The 16705-nt window shown below is 46.1% G+C and carries 20 protein-coding genes; 7 read left to right on the top strand and 13 right to left on the bottom strand.

The features are described 5' to 3' along the window. Window positions 1-60: 60 nt before the first annotated feature. Complete coding sequence (locus tag V1498_RS03065; protein WP_409296845.1) at window positions 61-846, top strand: DUF4362 domain-containing protein; 786 nt, start codon at window positions 61-63, stop codon at window positions 844-846. Here V1498_RS03065 and V1498_RS03060 read toward each other — a convergent pair. The 3 genes from V1498_RS03060 to V1498_RS03050 form a co-directional block, all read right to left on the bottom strand. Further along, complete coding sequence (locus V1498_RS03060) at window positions 834-1454, bottom strand: hypothetical protein (RefSeq protein ID WP_409296844.1); 621 nt, start codon at window positions 1452-1454, stop codon at window positions 834-836. The two genes, V1498_RS03065 and V1498_RS03060, sit on opposite strands and share 13 nt — an antisense overlap. Before the next feature lie 96 nt (window positions 1455-1550). Further along, the gene (locus V1498_RS03055; protein ID WP_409296843.1) at window positions 1551-1970 is read right to left on the bottom strand and encodes an ATP-binding protein; all 420 of its coding nucleotides are present in this window, start codon (window positions 1968-1970) and stop codon (window positions 1551-1553) included. 249 nt (window positions 1971-2219) lie between these two features. After that, window positions 2220-2912 carry a Na-translocating system protein MpsC family protein gene (locus V1498_RS03050; protein ID WP_409296842.1) on the bottom strand — a complete coding sequence of 231 codons (693 nt, stop codon included), beginning with the start codon at window positions 2910-2912 and terminating at the stop codon, window positions 2220-2222. A 334-nt stretch (window positions 2913-3246) separates the two neighbouring features. Here V1498_RS03050 and V1498_RS03045 point away from each other — a divergent pair, with 334 nt between their 5' ends. Both V1498_RS03045 and V1498_RS03040 read left to right on the top strand, forming a co-directional pair. Next, window positions 3247-3933, top strand: coding sequence for a Na-translocating system protein MpsC family protein (locus tag V1498_RS03045; RefSeq protein ID WP_409296841.1), 687 nt, complete (start codon window positions 3247-3249; stop codon window positions 3931-3933). A 159-nt stretch (window positions 3934-4092) separates the two neighbouring features. Further along, window positions 4093-4260, top strand: coding sequence for a hypothetical protein (locus tag V1498_RS03040; protein WP_409296840.1), 168 nt, complete (start codon window positions 4093-4095; stop codon window positions 4258-4260). Between the two features lie 60 nt (window positions 4261-4320). On the opposite strand, the gene V1498_RS03035 is transcribed toward V1498_RS03040, so the two are convergent. Together V1498_RS03035 and V1498_RS03030 are read right to left on the bottom strand one after the other, a co-directional pair. Continuing rightward, complete coding sequence (locus V1498_RS03035; RefSeq protein WP_409299116.1) at window positions 4321-5097, bottom strand: SDR family oxidoreductase; 777 nt, start codon at window positions 5095-5097, stop codon at window positions 4321-4323. A gap of 367 nt (window positions 5098-5464) precedes the next feature. Then, window positions 5465-6100 (bottom strand): histidine phosphatase family protein, encoded by a 636-nt coding sequence (locus V1498_RS03030; RefSeq protein ID WP_409296839.1) that lies wholly within the window; start codon window positions 6098-6100, stop codon window positions 5465-5467. A 133-nt stretch (window positions 6101-6233) separates the two neighbouring features. Between V1498_RS03030 and V1498_RS03025 the strand changes: the two genes are divergently transcribed. Next, window positions 6234-6779, top strand: a complete 546-nt coding sequence (locus tag V1498_RS03025; RefSeq protein ID WP_409296838.1) for an MOSC domain-containing protein — start codon at window positions 6234-6236, stop codon at window positions 6777-6779. On the opposite strand, the gene V1498_RS03020 is transcribed toward V1498_RS03025, so the two are convergent. The 7 genes from V1498_RS03020 to V1498_RS02990 all read right to left on the bottom strand — a co-directional run bounded on the left by V1498_RS03020 (window position 6776) and on the right by V1498_RS02990 (window position 12077). Further along, window positions 6776-7246: a GNAT family N-acetyltransferase gene (locus tag V1498_RS03020; RefSeq protein ID WP_409296837.1), complete on the bottom strand. Its 471-nt coding sequence runs from the start codon at window positions 7244-7246 to the stop codon at window positions 6776-6778. The two genes, V1498_RS03025 and V1498_RS03020, sit on opposite strands and share 4 nt — an antisense overlap. Window positions 7247-7258: 12 nt before the next feature. Beyond that, window positions 7259-7891 (bottom strand): lysostaphin resistance A-like protein, encoded by a 633-nt coding sequence (locus tag V1498_RS03015; protein WP_409296836.1) that lies wholly within the window; start codon window positions 7889-7891, stop codon window positions 7259-7261. A gap of 248 nt (window positions 7892-8139) precedes the next feature. After that, on the bottom strand, window positions 8140-8937 hold the full coding sequence (locus tag V1498_RS03010; protein WP_409296835.1) for a GNAT family N-acetyltransferase: 798 nt from the start codon (window positions 8935-8937) through the stop codon (window positions 8140-8142). A 79-nt stretch (window positions 8938-9016) separates the two neighbouring features. After that, window positions 9017-9529, bottom strand: a complete 513-nt coding sequence (locus tag V1498_RS03005; RefSeq protein WP_409296834.1) for an SRPBCC family protein — start codon at window positions 9527-9529, stop codon at window positions 9017-9019. Between the two features lie 174 nt (window positions 9530-9703). Then, the gene (locus V1498_RS03000) at window positions 9704-10444 is read right to left on the bottom strand and encodes a methyl-accepting chemotaxis protein (RefSeq protein WP_409296833.1); all 741 of its coding nucleotides are present in this window, start codon (window positions 10442-10444) and stop codon (window positions 9704-9706) included. An 83-nt stretch (window positions 10445-10527) separates the two neighbouring features. After that, window positions 10528-11136, bottom strand: coding sequence for a GNAT family N-acetyltransferase (locus V1498_RS02995; RefSeq protein WP_409296832.1), 609 nt, complete (start codon window positions 11134-11136; stop codon window positions 10528-10530). A gap of 5 nt (window positions 11137-11141) precedes the next feature. Then, window positions 11142-12077 carry a GyrI-like domain-containing protein gene (locus tag V1498_RS02990; RefSeq protein ID WP_409296831.1) on the bottom strand — a complete coding sequence of 312 codons (936 nt, stop codon included), beginning with the start codon at window positions 12075-12077 and terminating at the stop codon, window positions 11142-11144. A 232-nt stretch (window positions 12078-12309) separates the two neighbouring features. On the opposite strand from V1498_RS02990, the gene V1498_RS02985 reads away from it, so the two are divergent. The 3 genes from V1498_RS02985 to V1498_RS02975 are packed head-to-tail and all read left to right on the top strand — an operon-like array spanning window position 12310 to window position 15019. Beyond that, window positions 12310-13569 carry a dicarboxylate/amino acid:cation symporter gene (locus V1498_RS02985; protein WP_409296830.1) on the top strand — a complete coding sequence of 420 codons (1260 nt, stop codon included), beginning with the start codon at window positions 12310-12312 and terminating at the stop codon, window positions 13567-13569. A gap of 59 nt (window positions 13570-13628) precedes the next feature. Next, on the top strand, window positions 13629-14207 hold the full coding sequence (locus V1498_RS02980) for a helix-turn-helix domain-containing protein (protein WP_409295433.1): 579 nt from the start codon (window positions 13629-13631) through the stop codon (window positions 14205-14207). Then, entirely contained in the window at window positions 14108-15019 is a 912-nt protein-coding gene (locus V1498_RS02975) for an IS3 family transposase (protein ID WP_409299115.1), read from the top strand. The genes V1498_RS02980 and V1498_RS02975 overlap by 100 nt, the downstream gene beginning before the upstream one ends. 478 nt (window positions 15020-15497) lie before the next feature. Here V1498_RS02975 and V1498_RS02970 read toward each other — a convergent pair whose 3' ends face one another. After that, window positions 15498-16688 carry an NADP-dependent malic enzyme gene (locus V1498_RS02970; protein ID WP_409296829.1) on the bottom strand — a complete coding sequence of 397 codons (1191 nt, stop codon included), beginning with the start codon at window positions 16686-16688 and terminating at the stop codon, window positions 15498-15500. Between the last annotated feature and the right edge of the window lie 17 nt (window positions 16689-16705).

The raw sequence follows: 16705 nt of genomic DNA, 5'->3' as shown, positions 1-16705 counted from the left end.
CGTTCGAGAGTTCTTATATAATAGACAAAAACCATTTAATGGAAACAAGGGCGTGAATCCATGAAAAAAATAGCACTAACTGCTTTTCTCTTCCTTTTCCTGTCAGGTTGTGCCGACAGTGCCTCCAAGGTAAAAGAAAACGATGTGAAAGCTTCAATCAACCGGTTTGAAAATATCAGCTCATTGGATCATTTTTATGCAAATGTTCAGGATGGAAAGGAAGGGGATATTAGAGTTGTAAGGTATACCCTTGAGGGAGATCCTATTTTCCATCATGTTGATTTTGATGGAAAAGGCATTAAGCTTTCCATAGATTCGCGGGAGGATCGTTATGGCGGGGGAACTGTAGAAAAATTCAGCTGTAAAAAGGCAGTCCATACCGAGAGTTACACAAGAACGGAGTACTCTCTGGCAGGATGCGGAAGCGGACAAAAGGAGATGGAGCTGGTTACGATCGATTATGATATAAAAGCACAGGACCGCTTTGATTTCCGTTTTAAATATGGAAAAAAGCTGGAGAACGAGGTAGATACAAATTCAGAAAAACTAGCAGCTTATTTTCCAGGGAATGACGTTACGCGGACCGTCAGCGATATCCATTTTTCAGAAGCGGAGCTTACGGCAATATACAAAAATATGGTTCTAGCAAACTATCTGGATAGAAAAGGACTGACCGCCTCCTGCCGCCCGGCTCGTGTAAATTATAACTTAACGGTATGGATCAATGATGCAAAGCTGGATTATCAATGGGCAGACTGCGACCGCAGCAAGGATGGCAGGGCGATGACGGCGCTTGCCAAAAAGATGATAAAAATCGTTAAAAACTCTGATGACTATCCCGGCTGAAAGAGCCGCTCCAATTCCAGGAAAGTTTCCGCCAAATCCCGGCTGCCATCAACAAGCATAACATTCAGCTTTTCGCCCGCAGCTTCCTTATAGACCATGGATGCAAACGCGGCATCTCGGACCATCCAATTTTCATAGGCAGCTTCTGGGTCGGCGGATGCCGCAAGCACTGCGGGCACCCACTCCCGTTTGCGGTATTGTTTCCTTTGAAATTCTTCCTGGGGAACAATCCAGACTGCCATATGATGCTTCTCCAAAAGCGGCTTTACGAGAGATGGCAGCAATTGATTTCCTTCCACAACAATCGCTTTTTCCTCACCTTTTGCCAAATCTGCAGCTACAAAGGAAAAGTCTTCTATAAATGACTGGATATATACTCTCAAGCGCGCCGCCCTGCTCCTTGAGTAAAAGGCTTCATTTGCATCCATCCTGGAGATTTTGGACATTGCGGGCTGATGCTCTTCTGATATCTGCTGCAGATGTCTGTTGAAATGTTCATCGCAGGAATAGAGCGGCAGATTATATTTACGGCAGTACATCTCTGCAAGCGTGCTCTTTCCTGCACAGGCAGACCCGCCTATCCAGTAAATGATTTTGTCCTGCAGCACCTATCATCCCTCCATCCTGCCTGATCGGCATAAATCCTTGAAAACAAAAAGCCCACGCATTAAGGTTCTGCAGCAGGCACCTGTCATTTAGTTTCTTTAAACCGTTATTCTGCTCTTCAGCCATTTCGTGATCACCACAATCGTACCCTTTCCGGGTGCTGAGTCGATATAAAACTCATCCATGAGATTCCTTACACCACTTAGACCCGTACCAAGCCCCCCTGAAGTGGAAAAGCCGGGTTCCATGGCCTTTTTTATATTTTCAATGCCTGGACCGTCGTCGACAGCTGTTATTCTGATACCCCCGTACACTTCTTCATCCTGGAGGACTTCGACAATAATCTTCCCTGAACCCGCATATTGAGAAATATTCCGGCCCAGCTCCGAAATGGCGGTGATGATTTTGGCCTGATCTACTACATCGCAGCAAAGCAGCCGCGCTGCCTCACGTCCCTTTTTCCTGGCTGACACGATATCCAGCTCTTCCCGTATTTGGATGACAAAAGTGTTAACCATAACCCTTATCCTTCCATAGGAAAGTGCACAGGACCGGCATGCCGCCCAACTTGTTCCTCTTGGCTTTCATGTTTACCCCCCATAGCATATAGCTTGTTCATCATTTTTGTCAGACTCTGAAAATTTTGACTCTCACATGTCTTTGATATTCCATAGGATCTTCCGGCTTTGTAAAAAAAGGCCAAAAAGAAGATCAAACGTCTTCCCTTTGGCCTATGTCTGATTCTATTGCCCAGATCATTCCTGCCTCTATTTGATTGGTGCCAATATGAGCACTGCCGCGCTTTTGTCCCGCTGAAAGTCCCAGGCTACAAACACATTTTCAAGTGATGCATGAAGAAGCCCTTCCAGGTTCTTCGTATGATTAAGAATCAGCCTTTTTTCAAGATTCCTTTTTGCCAGCGTCAGCGTTTCCTGGAAATTGAGTGCAATCAGTTCCTTTTCAATACTTACCAGGATTCTGTTCCGCACAATGAGGAGCGTCCGAGGATTTAAGAGGTGTGACGTAACACTGCCAGGCTTCTTTTCAGCTTCTTCACTGATGAGCATAATTTCGTGATGCACCCTATCCTGATTCTGATAAGATCCGCCTTCGCCGCCGGCTCCTCCTTCTATCCCGATGAACATGCCAGACTGTGACTCCAGATTCCAGTCATAATAAAATTCATCCACATCAATTCCTATAGCTGTCTTGATATAGCCTTTGATTTCTTCTGTCAGGGTTTCCATCAATACATCCCTTAATTTCTGGATATATGTAGGGTGATTTTTCATCATTAATCTATTTTCAATGGGAGTCAGAAAGTCCTTCAGATAAATCGTGATGTAGGGCTTAGATATGGAAGCAAATACAACGCCTGGCCCCTTTCCAAAATGTTCACGGAGCAGCCTTGCGATAAAACTGCTTAATGCCTTCTCTTTTTCTTTTACCTGTATTTCCATAGACGCCTTCCTTTAAGGACTAGATCACATGCCCTTTATCCATATGTGAAAAAACTATCCTTTGACTGTAGTGACAGGACGTATATACCGTCCGATTTTTGTTAATTGTTATATTCTACAATTCGCAACAGATATCCTTCTCATTTTTCAATTATCCAGATAAAACTGCAATATACTTTTATTTTCTAAAAAAGCTCTCCAATTTTAGGAAATACCTGACGTTTAATGTACCTGCGCGAGGGAAAAACTTACTATACAACGGCTTATTGGCCGTGGTAGAATTCAAATATGGAAGGGAGATTTGATGCTTCCTTTTGGATAAGGGGTAATTCTCATGGATATTAAAGAACAGCAGACCAAGCTGGCCAATAATTTTGGGAAATTGCTTCGTGATAAGTTCGGTAAAGGTCCGCATTCCATTCATTCTGTAGTGGCAAGCCCATTCGTCCTCATATATGTCCGCGGCTTCATTTCGCCAATGGAACAAATCCTGCTTGATCAGGACCAGGAAATCACCGTCAAAACAACCCGTGAATTTTTGATGAAAACGATAGATCCCGAAATCCGGGGGCAGATCAAAGGAATAACCGATATGGATATCCAGCATATTTATTATGACTGGAATCTTCAGAAGGAAACAGGCGTTTTTCTGGCTGTTAATGCGGATTTTCATCAGCAGCTGAAAAATGAATACAGGGGAAAAGAGCAGGTGCATGAGGAAATTAAACTCATCAGCGAGCAGGCCGAGAAGGCACCAACGTCCATATCTTCCTATATGATCAGCCCAAGAGCGCTGATTATTAAAAGGACAGGAATTCTTGTTCCCATTGAGAAGCAGCTGGTTTCGCTCGGCTTCCATGAAACGCTCCGTGTGGCAAAACGTCAGCTCGAAGGCGATATGCTCAGCAATAATACCCACTTTTCTGAGATACTCGGTGCGGCCATTCTCGATTCCTTTGTTGATTGGGATTTTGCCCTGGATAACAGCTTTATCATCTTGATGCTGAAACCAAATGAATAATAAACGGTAGTATTGAGCTGGACAATCACTTGTGCCCGCCATAGGCCGGAAGAACATAAATTCTGTTCTTCCGGCTTTTTTTTGCCCGCCGGCCGACCGATTGTGCCTGCCAAATCCCTCTGCCATGATGACATATCTTACTACTGAAAGGAACTTACTATGAATGATCAAGAAATATTTTTAAAGGAACTTCACCTGCTGATCCAGGAATATAAAGCCTGTGGCGAACTCCATCTTAAGGAAGAAATATGGAAGGACATTCATGTACTGCTCGATGCCATAACGGGCAGGGAGATGGCTGAAAGCATAAAAGAGCCTGCCCGTTAGCCCCTGTTTCAACAAAACGTCCGCCGGGAAAGACCTGGCGGACGTTATATTTTATGTTGTTTAATCCCAGAATCCGCCGTCCGAATGGATAATTTGGCCGGTGATCCATTTGGCCGCATCACTTGCCAGGAAAGCGACAAGACGTGCCGCATCTTCCGGGGTGCCGATTCTTCCCATTGGAAACTTAGGCAGGAGGAAATCCTGAAGCTCCTCATTCATCCAGCCTGAATCAGTCGGGCCGGGATCGATGGCGTTTACCGTTATATGATGGGGCGCAAGCTCTGCCGCGAGTGATTTTGTAAAAGCAGAGACAGCCCCTTTTGTCGCTGCATAAGCCAGATTGCCGGGTGCCGGGCTTTTATCCTGGCCGGATACGAAATTGACGATCCTGCCGCCGCTGCCATTCACGAGTCGTTGTGCGAATTCAGCGGAAAGCATGAAGGTTCCCTTGATATTTACAGCGCAGTGGTCTTCCAGGATTCTCCCAGTCAGCTGTTGGAAACCCACTTCCACACAGTGTGTGGCATTATTGATCAAAATCACAGGCTGCCCCAGCTGTTTCTGCACCTCATCAAGGAGTTTTACAGGTGCATCATCATCCGCCAAATTCAATTCCATATTCCCGGCGCGAATCCCAAGACTGCTGAGTTCAGCCGTGAATTCAGCGGGCCATTGATCGATTACATCCTCATAGCCTGTCGCACTGTCATAGCGCGACAGATGGGTAAAAAATATATCAACACCCTGCCGTGCCAGTTCCCGGCAGACCGCAGATCCTATCCCGCGCGGACGGCTTGCACCGGTCACGATTGCTATCTTCTTTTCCAACAAAATCAGCTCCTTTTGATATGGAACCACAGAACTAAGGAGATGCTGAGTAAACAAAAAGGGCCTTCCAAAGGCAGCTGCCGGCTCATTGATGCATATGCCGGCTCCTGCTTTTCGATCAGCCCCATGGAATCATTTCATCCTGGCGGCCTTTGCATGGTCATATTTTGACACACCTCTCCCGTCTTCGGAATAAGGCAGCATCCAATTACTTAACCATTACAAAGTTCGCCACATAAATAATCTCGATTCCCCTCTCGTTTTCACATCTCCACTATCATTGTAGGGGCTCAGCTCCAGTACCGCAATAGAAAACGCTTACTTTTTTTTGCGAAAGGAACCGAACCCGTAAGATCCGTTTCCCCGTGCTCCAATTTCATAATGGGATTCCAGCTGCGGGTATTTCTGGCGGCCGGAGCACTTCGCCCTCAAGCAGGAGCCGGCAGCCCGAATCATTCATTTCAACCTGTGTCAGGCTTGTATTATGAATAAATGGGGGCTCCCATATTCTCTCAACAGGCAGATTTCTAAAAATAGCGTACAGGCATTTGATGATGACCGCATGAGTGACAATCAGGATGCTTCCGGAAGGATGTTTTTCCTTAATCTTCTCAATTATCTCCCCTGCCCTCCCCATTGTTTGCGAAAAGGTTTCGCTTCCCCTGCATTGAAAGAGATGCGGCGAATGCCAGTAAGCGTGGAATTCCGAGACATAATTTTCTTCAATGAAGCTGTGGGTCTCCCCTTCCCAATCTCCCAGCCTCATTTCCCTCAGCAGATCATCAAAATAGAGGGGGAGTTGTCTTTCGCCCCGGATCAGCTCCGCAGTCGCACGCGCCCGGCCGCTCGTACTTGAGTAGATAGCATCCAGCTTTACATCCTTCAGTTTTTCACCGAGCAGCAGCGCGGAGGCTTTCCCGTTCTCCGTCAGTGGGGAATCAAGCCAGCCCTGCATTTTCTTTTCAGTATTCCATTCTGTTTCACCGTGCCTGACTATATAAAGATTCAGCATTCCAATCACCCTTTGTTATAGTTTGGCTTCCTTTTGCTAGCCTTTTTGTTTTTTCCATTATATCCCTCACACCTCAAAGAACCCATAGTATAATGGATGAAAGATTAAAGTTTATCGCAGGAGGCGGGAGCTTATGGAGCATGCAGGAAAAGTACTGGCAGTCAGTCTTAGCGGAACTCATACTTTCAGCAAGAGCAATCAGCAGAGGATCATGCTTGTAAAGGGCCTTGGTGTTGAAGGGGATGCACACTTCGGGGCAAAGGTGAAGCACCGTTCAAGGGTAAAACAGAATCCTGACCAGCCCAACCTCAGGCAGGTCCATCTAATCCAATCGGAGCTGTTCCACGAACTGCGGGACAGATTCGAGGTAGAGCCCGGTGACCTTGGCGAGAATATCACTACCGAAGGCATCGACCTCCTCAGCCTGCCGGAAGGGACACTGCTTCATATTGGAGGAAGTGCAGTTGTCAAGGTGACCGGCCTCAGGAATCCATGCAGACAGATTGATCATTTTCAGCCGGGCCTGATGGATGCGGTGCTCGACCGTGACGAAGATGGCAGGCTCGTCCGGAAATCCGGGATCATGGGTGTGGTAACAGAAGGCGGCCCGGTCCTGCCGGGAGATTCCATTTCGATAACCTTCCCGGAAATGCCGTATAAGGCGCTTGAGAGAGTCTAGGAACCGCAATGATAGTACATTTTCAAAAAAGGATAACTTCCCCCATTCGTAGATTGATTGAACTGCTCCCCGTCACGGAAGCCGCAGCTTCTGTAGACCTTGATGGCCCTTACATTGAAGAGGGCAACAGAAAGCGCGATGACGCCGGGAGCTTTCTTTTCCTGAAGGATCGTCATGCATGCAGCAAGGAATGAGCGGCCCGATCCCCTGCCAGTCAAATCCGGCCTCATTCCGAGGCCAATCTCATACACCCCCTGTTCTTTCTCAGCCGCACTGAAAAATCCGATTAATTCTCCCTCTGCAGTAACAGCAAGCATGGAGTCTCCGCGTTTTTCCGGATCCAGGAATTCTTCCATATCTTCTTGATCTGACTCTATATTATAGAAGGAATATTCCCCCGGATAGTGCCAGTCATAGGCAATGGTTTCTGCCTGGGCCTGTGTCATTATACTAAACTGATAGGCCATTTCATCCCTCCTTTATAGTGGAAAGTAGAAAATAAGCTTCATAATATATATATTCCATAGAATATGCGAGATCATTGATGGAATCACCGACTTGGTCTTATAGGCAGTGAGCCCGAGCAGGATCGAGGGGATGATCATGAAGGCGATATACCCCGAATGAAACAGTGCGAACAGCACGGCCGAAAGCAGGATGGCGGCATAGGCAGGCATCCGTCGCAGGCAGACCATGAGCAGAATTCCCCTGAATAATATTTCTTCCCATACCGGAGTGAAAAGCGCAGCCTCCAGGAGCTTAAAATCATCAGGCTGCTGCATGAGGATTGGATGCTTAAGTGAATAAATCACGTCCGGCTCAAGGAAAACTTCATAATGTACTATCACTTTCAATAGAAAAAAGGGAACGGCTGCCGCAGATATGATATAACCATAGGTTTTCGCTTCCCTCAGCGGCCGCAGATTTATTAGAGGCAGGACAAAGCTCCGTACCCGGCTGAAGCCGAACGTCAACAATAGAAAAGTAAAAAACCATAGTGTGCCAGCCGTGGATCCTCTGACAGGATTGGCATTCGGAATCCTGCTGATAAGAAAACCTGTGCTTACAAGCAAGACGCTGTATAGCGTCCACTGAATTCGTGTAAAGTTCAATGTAGTGACATCCTTTTACATTAGTATCATATTAAAATCTTCCCCATGATTATATAGGAATCCCCGTCTTCTCCCGAGGGGGAAAAGGGATTCCTTACAGCCCAGTCCAATTTCTCATAAAGCCTGCGTGCACCAGGATGTCTGCCTTTACACGATAACCCTGACCAATTCTGTGGATGGCCATCTTTTGTATAGGCGGTTAAGCCTCGACCAAAGCCCAAGTGCAGGGAAGCAGTCCCTCCCATTTTTTATACTTCCATAACAATCCATTCACAAACTGGAGTCATACCAAGATTTTCATATACACTTCCCGCTGCAGGATTAGTATAGAACAGAAAAGGAAATTTTCCCTCACTAAGCAGCATGCTGAATAAACAGATGAGCACCTCAGTCCCATATCCTCTCCCCCGATATTTGGGGTGTGTATAAACACCGGTAATGATTGCGCTGTTGGCACCTTCCTTGACCGCAGAAGCTGAAGCAGCCATTTTATGATTTAGAGATAAATAAACGGTCCGGCTTCCCGGCTTTTGAATACGTTCAGACTCCCGCTGGATATACTCACTTTTAGACAACGAATGGAGGCCAAGGTCCCCCCAGCCTGTCATCAATTCATATTCCATGCCCAGCTCTTCTTCCGTGTGGATTACCTTCACATCCAGGTGTCCCTGCCTCCTCTGTGCTGTAACGCATTTAATTACTCCCAAATGCGAGACCACTTTTTTCTTTATCTCTACCATCGGAATAAGCGCCTTCATGCAGCGGCTAGGCCCCGATAATTTACAAAAGCTCAGCCCGTCTATAATATCCTCATAGTTCCTTGCTTCACGGGTTTCTGGGGAATAATAAGTTACATTTCCTCCCGCATTCAATAAGAAGGATACGAGTCTTCCATTTTCATATTCCCCAAAGACTTTAATCCGGTTAACCTGATAATCATATGTAATTAAGTCATTCATGATAAAGTGATAGTTTTCTATGTTTGCGCCGAAAAGTTCTTCTATATGCTGATGATGTGCGCTCGTCAGCTGAATGATGTTTTCCAATGCACTCCCTGTCCTTTCAAAAAAAATCAGCCCGAATCAAAAAACAGCAAGAGCCGTCTGCCTGATTCGGGCTGTCAGTCTATGATTTACGCATCGTTTTCAAGTATTCTTCCAGCTGGTCAATGGTACCGTAAAGGCCCTGCTTGACCATTTCGCCAGCTGCGGCAAAGGCGGACATTTCTTCCCGACTTGCTCCGACCGGTCCTCCGGTTAATGTCATCCGCGTCCCGCTGCCTTCTTCCGAAAGACTGATTGTGTTGCTGATCTCAAGCGGCCAGGTATCGCTGAATGGCGCACGGATGGTATTTCCTTCCGGATCGGAGAATGAACTGAGATACACCAGCCGCTCAGGCGGACTGACATCTTTGTACACAAATTTTCCCCACATCTCATGTCCTTCCGGGGATTTCTGACTGCCCAGGAATAATCCGTCCGGCTGAGCTTCCATCTTCACCACCTGCAGGCTGAAGCCTTTTGGTCCCCACCACTTTTCAAAATGCTCTTTTTCTGTCCATGCCTTAAAAACTAGTTCCCGCGGAGCGTCCAGAATCCGTTCAACCTTCAATTCACTGTCTTTCTGTTCCAGCTTCATACAATCCATTCCTCCTCGCTTTATTGACTCAGGACGCGTGAGGCAATGATGATATTCCCCTGGTGAAGGCTCTTGCTTCACACCGGCATTATACCATTTTATGGAATGTCGTTCATTATTTTTTTCATATAACAAAAGCCAGCAAAGGAACATCTCATGCCGGCTTCAATATGTTTATTTGGCTGTCTGCATCAGTTCGTCAGCCGCAGTGGAGATGACACTGAAGGAGCCGTTCAATTCCTGGATGCTTGCGGAGTGTTCCTGTGTGACAGCAGATATTTCCTGAATGGATTGATTGTTCTGCTCGATGGACTCTTTTACCTTTTCAAGGAATTGCATGATATGTACAGCTGACTTCTTGCTCTCTGCAGCCATTCTGCTGATTTCCTTTGCCACCACCGCAAATCCTCTTCCGTATTCACCAGCCCTTGCTGCTTCAATCGAAGCATTCAATCCAAGGATATTAGACTGGCTCGCCAAGTCCTGGACCGATTTGATCACTTTATACATATTTTCCACCACTTCAGTGATATGCTCTGAATCGGCCGAGATGTTCTGAATTCTATCAGTTATCACATTGGAGACACCAGCTGCCTGGTCGGTCGTCGCTGCCATCTGTTCAGCCGCAGCCGCAAGTTCCAAGGACATCGTCCTTAATGTATCGAGCTTTTCTGTTGAAGTTGTAGTGATCAATAAGCCCACAATTTCATTATCTTCAATGATTGGGTTCCAGATAGCGATGAAAGGAATACCGAACCTTTCAGGCCCTGCCTCGGTGCGGATGGTCTCGCCGGTTTTCAGCGCCTGCTGCATAGGCGGACTGGTTACATCGGCAATCAGTGTGCCAGCCGGGATATGAGCGGTATCAAAGGCAGCAGGCAGATGCAGTAAATACTTCTCCCTGTCTGTCACCACGATGCTTGTCGGCTCACACCTGTTTTTCTCTAAGATAAAAAATCCACTCTGATAATTACCCTATCGGCTGGTTTCAACCATTTTTAAGTACAGGGAGGACTTATTATGGAAACGCCCGTCCATTTCGCTCCATCCGTCTCAAAATCTTCCCTCAACAGGCCATATATCTCCAGATCGACAATTCCTTTGCCGGACCACAGCGCAGCCTGGCGCAGAGTTCCTTCCTTTATATATCCATTCTTCAGCAGCACCTTTTTAGAGGCATGATTGCCGGGCATCACTTCGGCCTGCAGCCGGTTTACGCCTCCCTCCTCGAATAGGAAATGGGTGACAAGGCCAAGTGCCTCGCCGGCAATTCCTTTCCCCCAATGTGCTTCTGCGAGGAAATATCCGATTACCGCCATGTTCACTTTTTGGTTAAATTCCATGGCCTCGATAATTCCGGTCAGCCCTTTATCCGTATATATTCCCCATTTAATCCGTGATCTTTTCCCATAATCCCGTTCAAAATGGCCGATCATCTTTTCCACTGAAGCTTTATTGTGCTTCGGAATGATTCCACAGTATTCAAATACCTTGTCATTATCATAAATAGAGAAAATGGCATCCAGATCTTCTGCTTCCATTTTTTTAAGAAGAAGCCTGTCCGATTTTAATTCCGGGAAGCTGTTAAAGATGGCATCTATGTTCATATTGCTTATTTCACTCCTTTCTGTCGATATTCCATATCTTTAGCTCTAACCGGGATGTACAAATCGACCTTGCACCTGCTCTCGGGATCTTCAAATGGATTGTTCATGCAATACTCCAGGCAGGGACGGTCGTCTGCATCATAGCCGCTTCCTGGAAGCCATTGACTGAACAGGCTATTGTAGGCAATGCCCAGCTTGTCAATCGTATCGTAGAATTTGTAGAGAGCATACAGCCCTCCAGGCAGTACCTTGAACTCGACTTCACTGCCTTCTTCCTTCACGAATCCGTGCGGCAGTGTCACACAGGCATCATAGCGGCAGGCAAATTCATCCGCCGCACCGGGATCATCGAGCGATATGCCGATGAAGAATTCATCGGCTGGGCTGATTCCGCGGCTAGATGCCCATTTGCCGAGCTTCTTCCACGCGTAGTGTGTCTCCAGATAGCTTCCCACATGCCGCACATACGCAACCGCCTGGGGCGGCAGCTCCTTCACCGTAATATTCATGTCCCATATCCTCCTCATAAAATAATTACCGCTGCTCTTATCGTAATCGAGGGGGAGCTGAAACTCTTCCTGATTATTGCGGGATGGCGGCAGTATCTTGCCATACTGTTTCCTGATATCTCTCGGTGTTTTTTGATAGTGCTTTTTGAACGCAGCATTAAAAGCGGTGATTGATTCAAACCCGCATTGTGAAGAAACCTCAAGAACAGTCTCATCCGTTTCAAGCAGATACCGCACTGCTTTTTGAAGCCGCATCCGGGTGACAAATGCCATGGGGGGAATTCCCGTCGACGCTGCAAAGATGCGTGAAAAATGATATTTCGAAAAATTCGACATCAAAGCAAGGTCTTCCAGCCGAATCGGCCCCGTACAATACTCCTCTATATAGGAAATGACCTTCGCAATCCTCTCCTCATACACTGGTTGACCCATACAAATACCTCCGCCCAATTCCTGATTCTTCCATACTATTCATTATACAGACTTACGGAATGCATTTGGGAAATAACCGGGAAATGGGGGACTGTCCCCCATTTCCCGGTTATTTTAATTTCAAAATGATTATTAAAGTTTTATTAACTATCAATCGTGTTCACAAAATTTTAATATATTACTAACCTGGTAAATGTAATCGTTTACAATTTTAAACAATGGAGGTCATTCGATGAGGATTAATTTCAGAAGTCTTACTACACAAGTAATTATCGGTATTATTCTCGGTATTTCAGTCGGATTCTTGTTTCCCGATTTTGGCTCTCAGCTGAAGGTCATAGCTGATATCTTTATCAAACTGGTAAAAATGGTGATTGCACCTATCATCTTCCTTACGATCGTCATAGGAATTGCCGGCATGGGCGACCTGAAGAAGGTCGGCAAAATCGGCGGAAAGGCACTGCTTTATTTTGAAATCGTTTCCACCATCGCTCTTGCCATCGGCATCATTGTAGCGAACCTGATCAAAGCAGGAAGCGGCGTCGACGCCAAGGCTGGCCAGGGGGATATCACTCAATACACCAAGGCCGCTGAGGAAACTTCACACGGATTCATAGATTTCTTCCTATCCATCATCCCCGACAGCTTCATGGGGGCATTCACAGGCGGACAGCTCCTGCCGGTCCTGCTGCTTGCAGTCCTGTTCGGAGTCTCCCTTGCCCATTTAGGGAAGACTGGAAAGCCTGTCATTGAATTTTTTGAAAGAGTCGCCGATGTATTCTTCGGCATCGTAAACATCATCATGAAAATCTCCCCTCTGGCAGCTTTTGGAGCGATGGCTTATACAATAGGGGAATTCGGAATTGAATCCCTATTATTCCTGGGCAAGCTGATGGCATCTGTCTACATCACCATGGCGCTGTTCATCGTTTTCGTACTGGGTGCCATCGCCAAGTATTACGGCTTCAATATTTTCAAGTTCATCAAGTATATTAAGGAAGAAATCCTGCTGGTAATCGGTACTTCTTCCTCAGAAGCGGCCCTGCCAAAAATGATGCAGAAGCTGGAAAACTACGGCTGCTCAAAGCCGGTAGTAGGACTGGTGCTGCCAACCGGCTATTCCTTTAATCTTGATGGAACTTCTATTTACCTGTCGATGGCAGCCCTGTTCATCGCACAAGCCTACGGCGTGGATTTGAGCTTGATGCAGCAAATCACCCTTCTTGGCGTGCTCATGCTGACCTCTAAAGGAGCGGCTGGCGTCACAGGCTCAGGCTTCGTCACACTCGCGGCCACACTGGCTGTCTTCCCATCCATCCCTGTAGAAGGAATGGCTCTGATCCTGGGTGTTGACCGTTTCATGTCAGAGGCACGCGCCATCACAAACCTGATCGGCAACGGTGTAGCCACGGTTGTTGTATCTAAATCTGAGAAGGAATTCAATCCTATCATGGAAAAAGCGGCCCTAAGCAAACAAAAGGCCACAGCATAATGGAAGAGGATGTCCCGGAAGGTGTACTGCACCCCAAAAGTTAGAGTGAAATCTAACTTTTGGGGTGTTTATTTATGTCTAAATATAGTGAAGAATTCAAACTAATGGTTGTAAGGGAATATAGGGAAGGAAAATTAGGGGCCAAGTCTTTAGCGAAGAAACATGGTATTAAATCATATGGCCAGCTAGAACGCTGGATAAAAACTTATAAGAAATTTGGAGAAAAAGGCCTTAGAGAGAAAAAGAATAAGGAGACTTATCCTGTTCAATTTAAGCTGGATGTATTAAGCTTTATGAAAAACACAGGTTCTTCAGAAACGGAAACAGCCCTTCATTTTGGGCTAACAAACCCTCCTATGATAGGCAGATGGAAAAAAACATGGTTGAAGGAGGGGATAGAAGGCCTGGAAAGAGTGAAAGGAAGGCCTTCTATGTCTGATAAATCAAAGAATAAAAAGAACAAACCCAACGATGAAAAAGAGATGACCTATGAACAAAAGTTAGAGAGAGAAAACGAGCTGCTTCGTCTAGAGGTAGAATACTTAAAAAAGTTGCGAGCTTTTCAGATGGATCCAGAAGCCTATCTCGAAAAGCACAAGCAGCGTTATCACTCGAACTCAAAGAAACCTTCCAATTAAAAGACGTTTTAGATAGAGTCTGCATCCCAGAGTCTTCTTACTATTACCATATAAAAGCGATGAAACAGGAAAACCCAGACCAAGAGCTTGAGGAATGTATTCAATTGATTTTTAGTGAGCATGATGGCAATTACGGTTATCGTCGAATACACTTGGAGCTAAAAAGACGTGGTTTTCAAGTGAACCATAAGAGAGTACAGCGTATCATGAAGAAAATTGGACTTAAAGCAACAAAGTTTACAAGAAAATCACGTAAGTACAGTTCTTACAAAGGCAAGGTTGGAAATATCGCTAAAAACCGTATTAAACGTCGTTTTCACACAAAGGTCTGCCATCAAAAATTAACAACGGATATAACTGACGGTTTAAAACTTTATCTAAATCCTATTATGGATATGTGCAATGGTGAAATTCTATCTTACGGGATAAGTATGCGACCAACCTTAGAGTTAGCCCTTAAACCCCTGGTAGAAGCTTTAGATATAGTAAAAGACTCAAAGTTCAGAACCACCATCCATTCTGATCAGGGTTGGCATTACCAGCATAATATGTGGGTAAAAACACTCAAAGAAAACAAGGTTTTCCAAAGTATGTCCCGAAAGGGAAACTGTTTAGATAATTCACCTATGGAAAACTTTTTTGGATTAATGAAGCAAGAAATGTATTACGGGGAAGATTTGCGATCATACGAGGAATTGAAAACGAGAATTGAAAAATATATAAATTATTATAACTATAAGCGTATAAAGAAAAAACTGGCTGGCATGAGCCCGGTAGAATACCGGATTCATACCCGCCAATTAGCAGCTTAATTTAATTCTCTAACTTTGGGGGGTCACCACAAGGTTCGGGACATCCTCTATTTATTTGTGCAGGCAGCAAAGCTTCTCATAAAACACAGCATTCAAAAGGTTAAATAGAATATTTCACAAGATTTTTTTCCATTTCAGCTGCTTTTTTGATGTTTTTCACTTCTGCCAGCTGTATTTTAATTAAAAGCAACCCCTTTTCACTCCAGGGAAGCATCAGCAGTACGCTGAATATCCCTTTACTCGCCGAACTGAGACCTTTACTATCCAAACCGCACACTTTACTATCCAACTTCCATACATTACTATCCGAAATGAACTTTTACTATCCGAACCAGGGACTTTACTATCCGAACTGATACATTTACTCGCCATTTCGTTTATACGCGGTAAATTGCTCTAAGAGGCTTGAAAATGGCGGCACAGCCGGGTCATGCTCATACGCACAAAAACCCCGGGCAGCATAGGCCCGGGGTTATTATTAAGATACTGTAATCTTGCCTTTCTTCTCCTCGCGCGCCGCTGCTGCCACAGCCTTCGCGACCTCTTTTGCCACCCGCTCATCCAAGGCGTTCGGAATGACATATTCCGGGCGGAGTTCCTTGTCTGCCACGGTTTCTGCAATCGCATAGGCGGCAGCGATTTTCATGGCTGTTGTGATTTCACTCACCTTCGCATCCATCGCTCCGCGGAAGATGCCCGGAAATGCCAGAACATTGTTCACCTGATTCGGATAATCCGAGCGTCCGGTCCCCACTACGGCGGCACCGGCTGCAAGCGCCTCCTCCGGGTAGATTTCCGGAATCGGATTCGCCATGGCAAAAACAATCGGATCCTTTGCCATGGTTTTAATATATTCAGCCTTCAGCGCGCCTGGTCCGGAAACGCCGATAAACACATCGGCGTCCGCGATGGCGTGTTCAAGCGTGCCATGGACGCCCCTCAGGTTCGTCACTTCCGCCATTTCCTCCTGCATGGAGTTCAGCCATTTTTCCCCTTTGCAAACCACGCCCTCCAGGCTCACAAGAGTGATATCCTTATGGCCGGCCTGCATCAATAGCTTCGCGATGGCTATGCCGGCTGCCCCGGCGCCATTGATGATAATCTTCAGGCTGCGGTGCTTCTTGTTCACCACCTTGACTGCATTGATCAGAGCCGCAAGGACAACGATGGCCGTCCCGTGCTGGTCATCATGGAAAACCGGGATATCCAATTCCTTTTTTAACCGCTCCTCGATCTCGAAGCAGCGCGGTGCTGAAATATCCTCCAGGTTAATTCCGCCAAAGCCCGGCGACACCGCCTTGATCACTCCAATGATTTCTTCTACATTCTTTGTATCCAGACATAAAGGAAACGCATCAATTCCGGCAAACTTCTTAAATAACAATGCTTTTCCTTCCATTACAGGCATCGCAGCCTTTGGGCCGATATCACCAAGACCAAGGACCGCCGTCCCGTCAGTCACGATGGCGACCATATTCCCCCTGGAGGTCAATGCATCCATTTCACGCGGATCCTCGGCTATCGCCTTGCACACATCCGCCACACCCGGCGTATACACAAGGCTCAATTCCGCCTCCGTCTCTACTTCCATCTTGCTCACAATCTCTATCTTTCCAGAAAACTGCCGATGAAGCCCAATCGCCTCATCCTTCAGATTAATCCCAGACATCTCATCTACTCCTTAGT

This window comes from Paraperibacillus marinus (assembly GCF_046237605.1).
In the GTDB taxonomy this organism is placed as follows: domain Bacteria; phylum Bacillota; class Bacilli; order Bacillales; family DSM-1321; genus Paraperibacillus; species Paraperibacillus marinus.
Note: the sequence above shows the minus strand (reverse complement) of the source record. Positions and strands in the feature narration are given on the sequence as shown.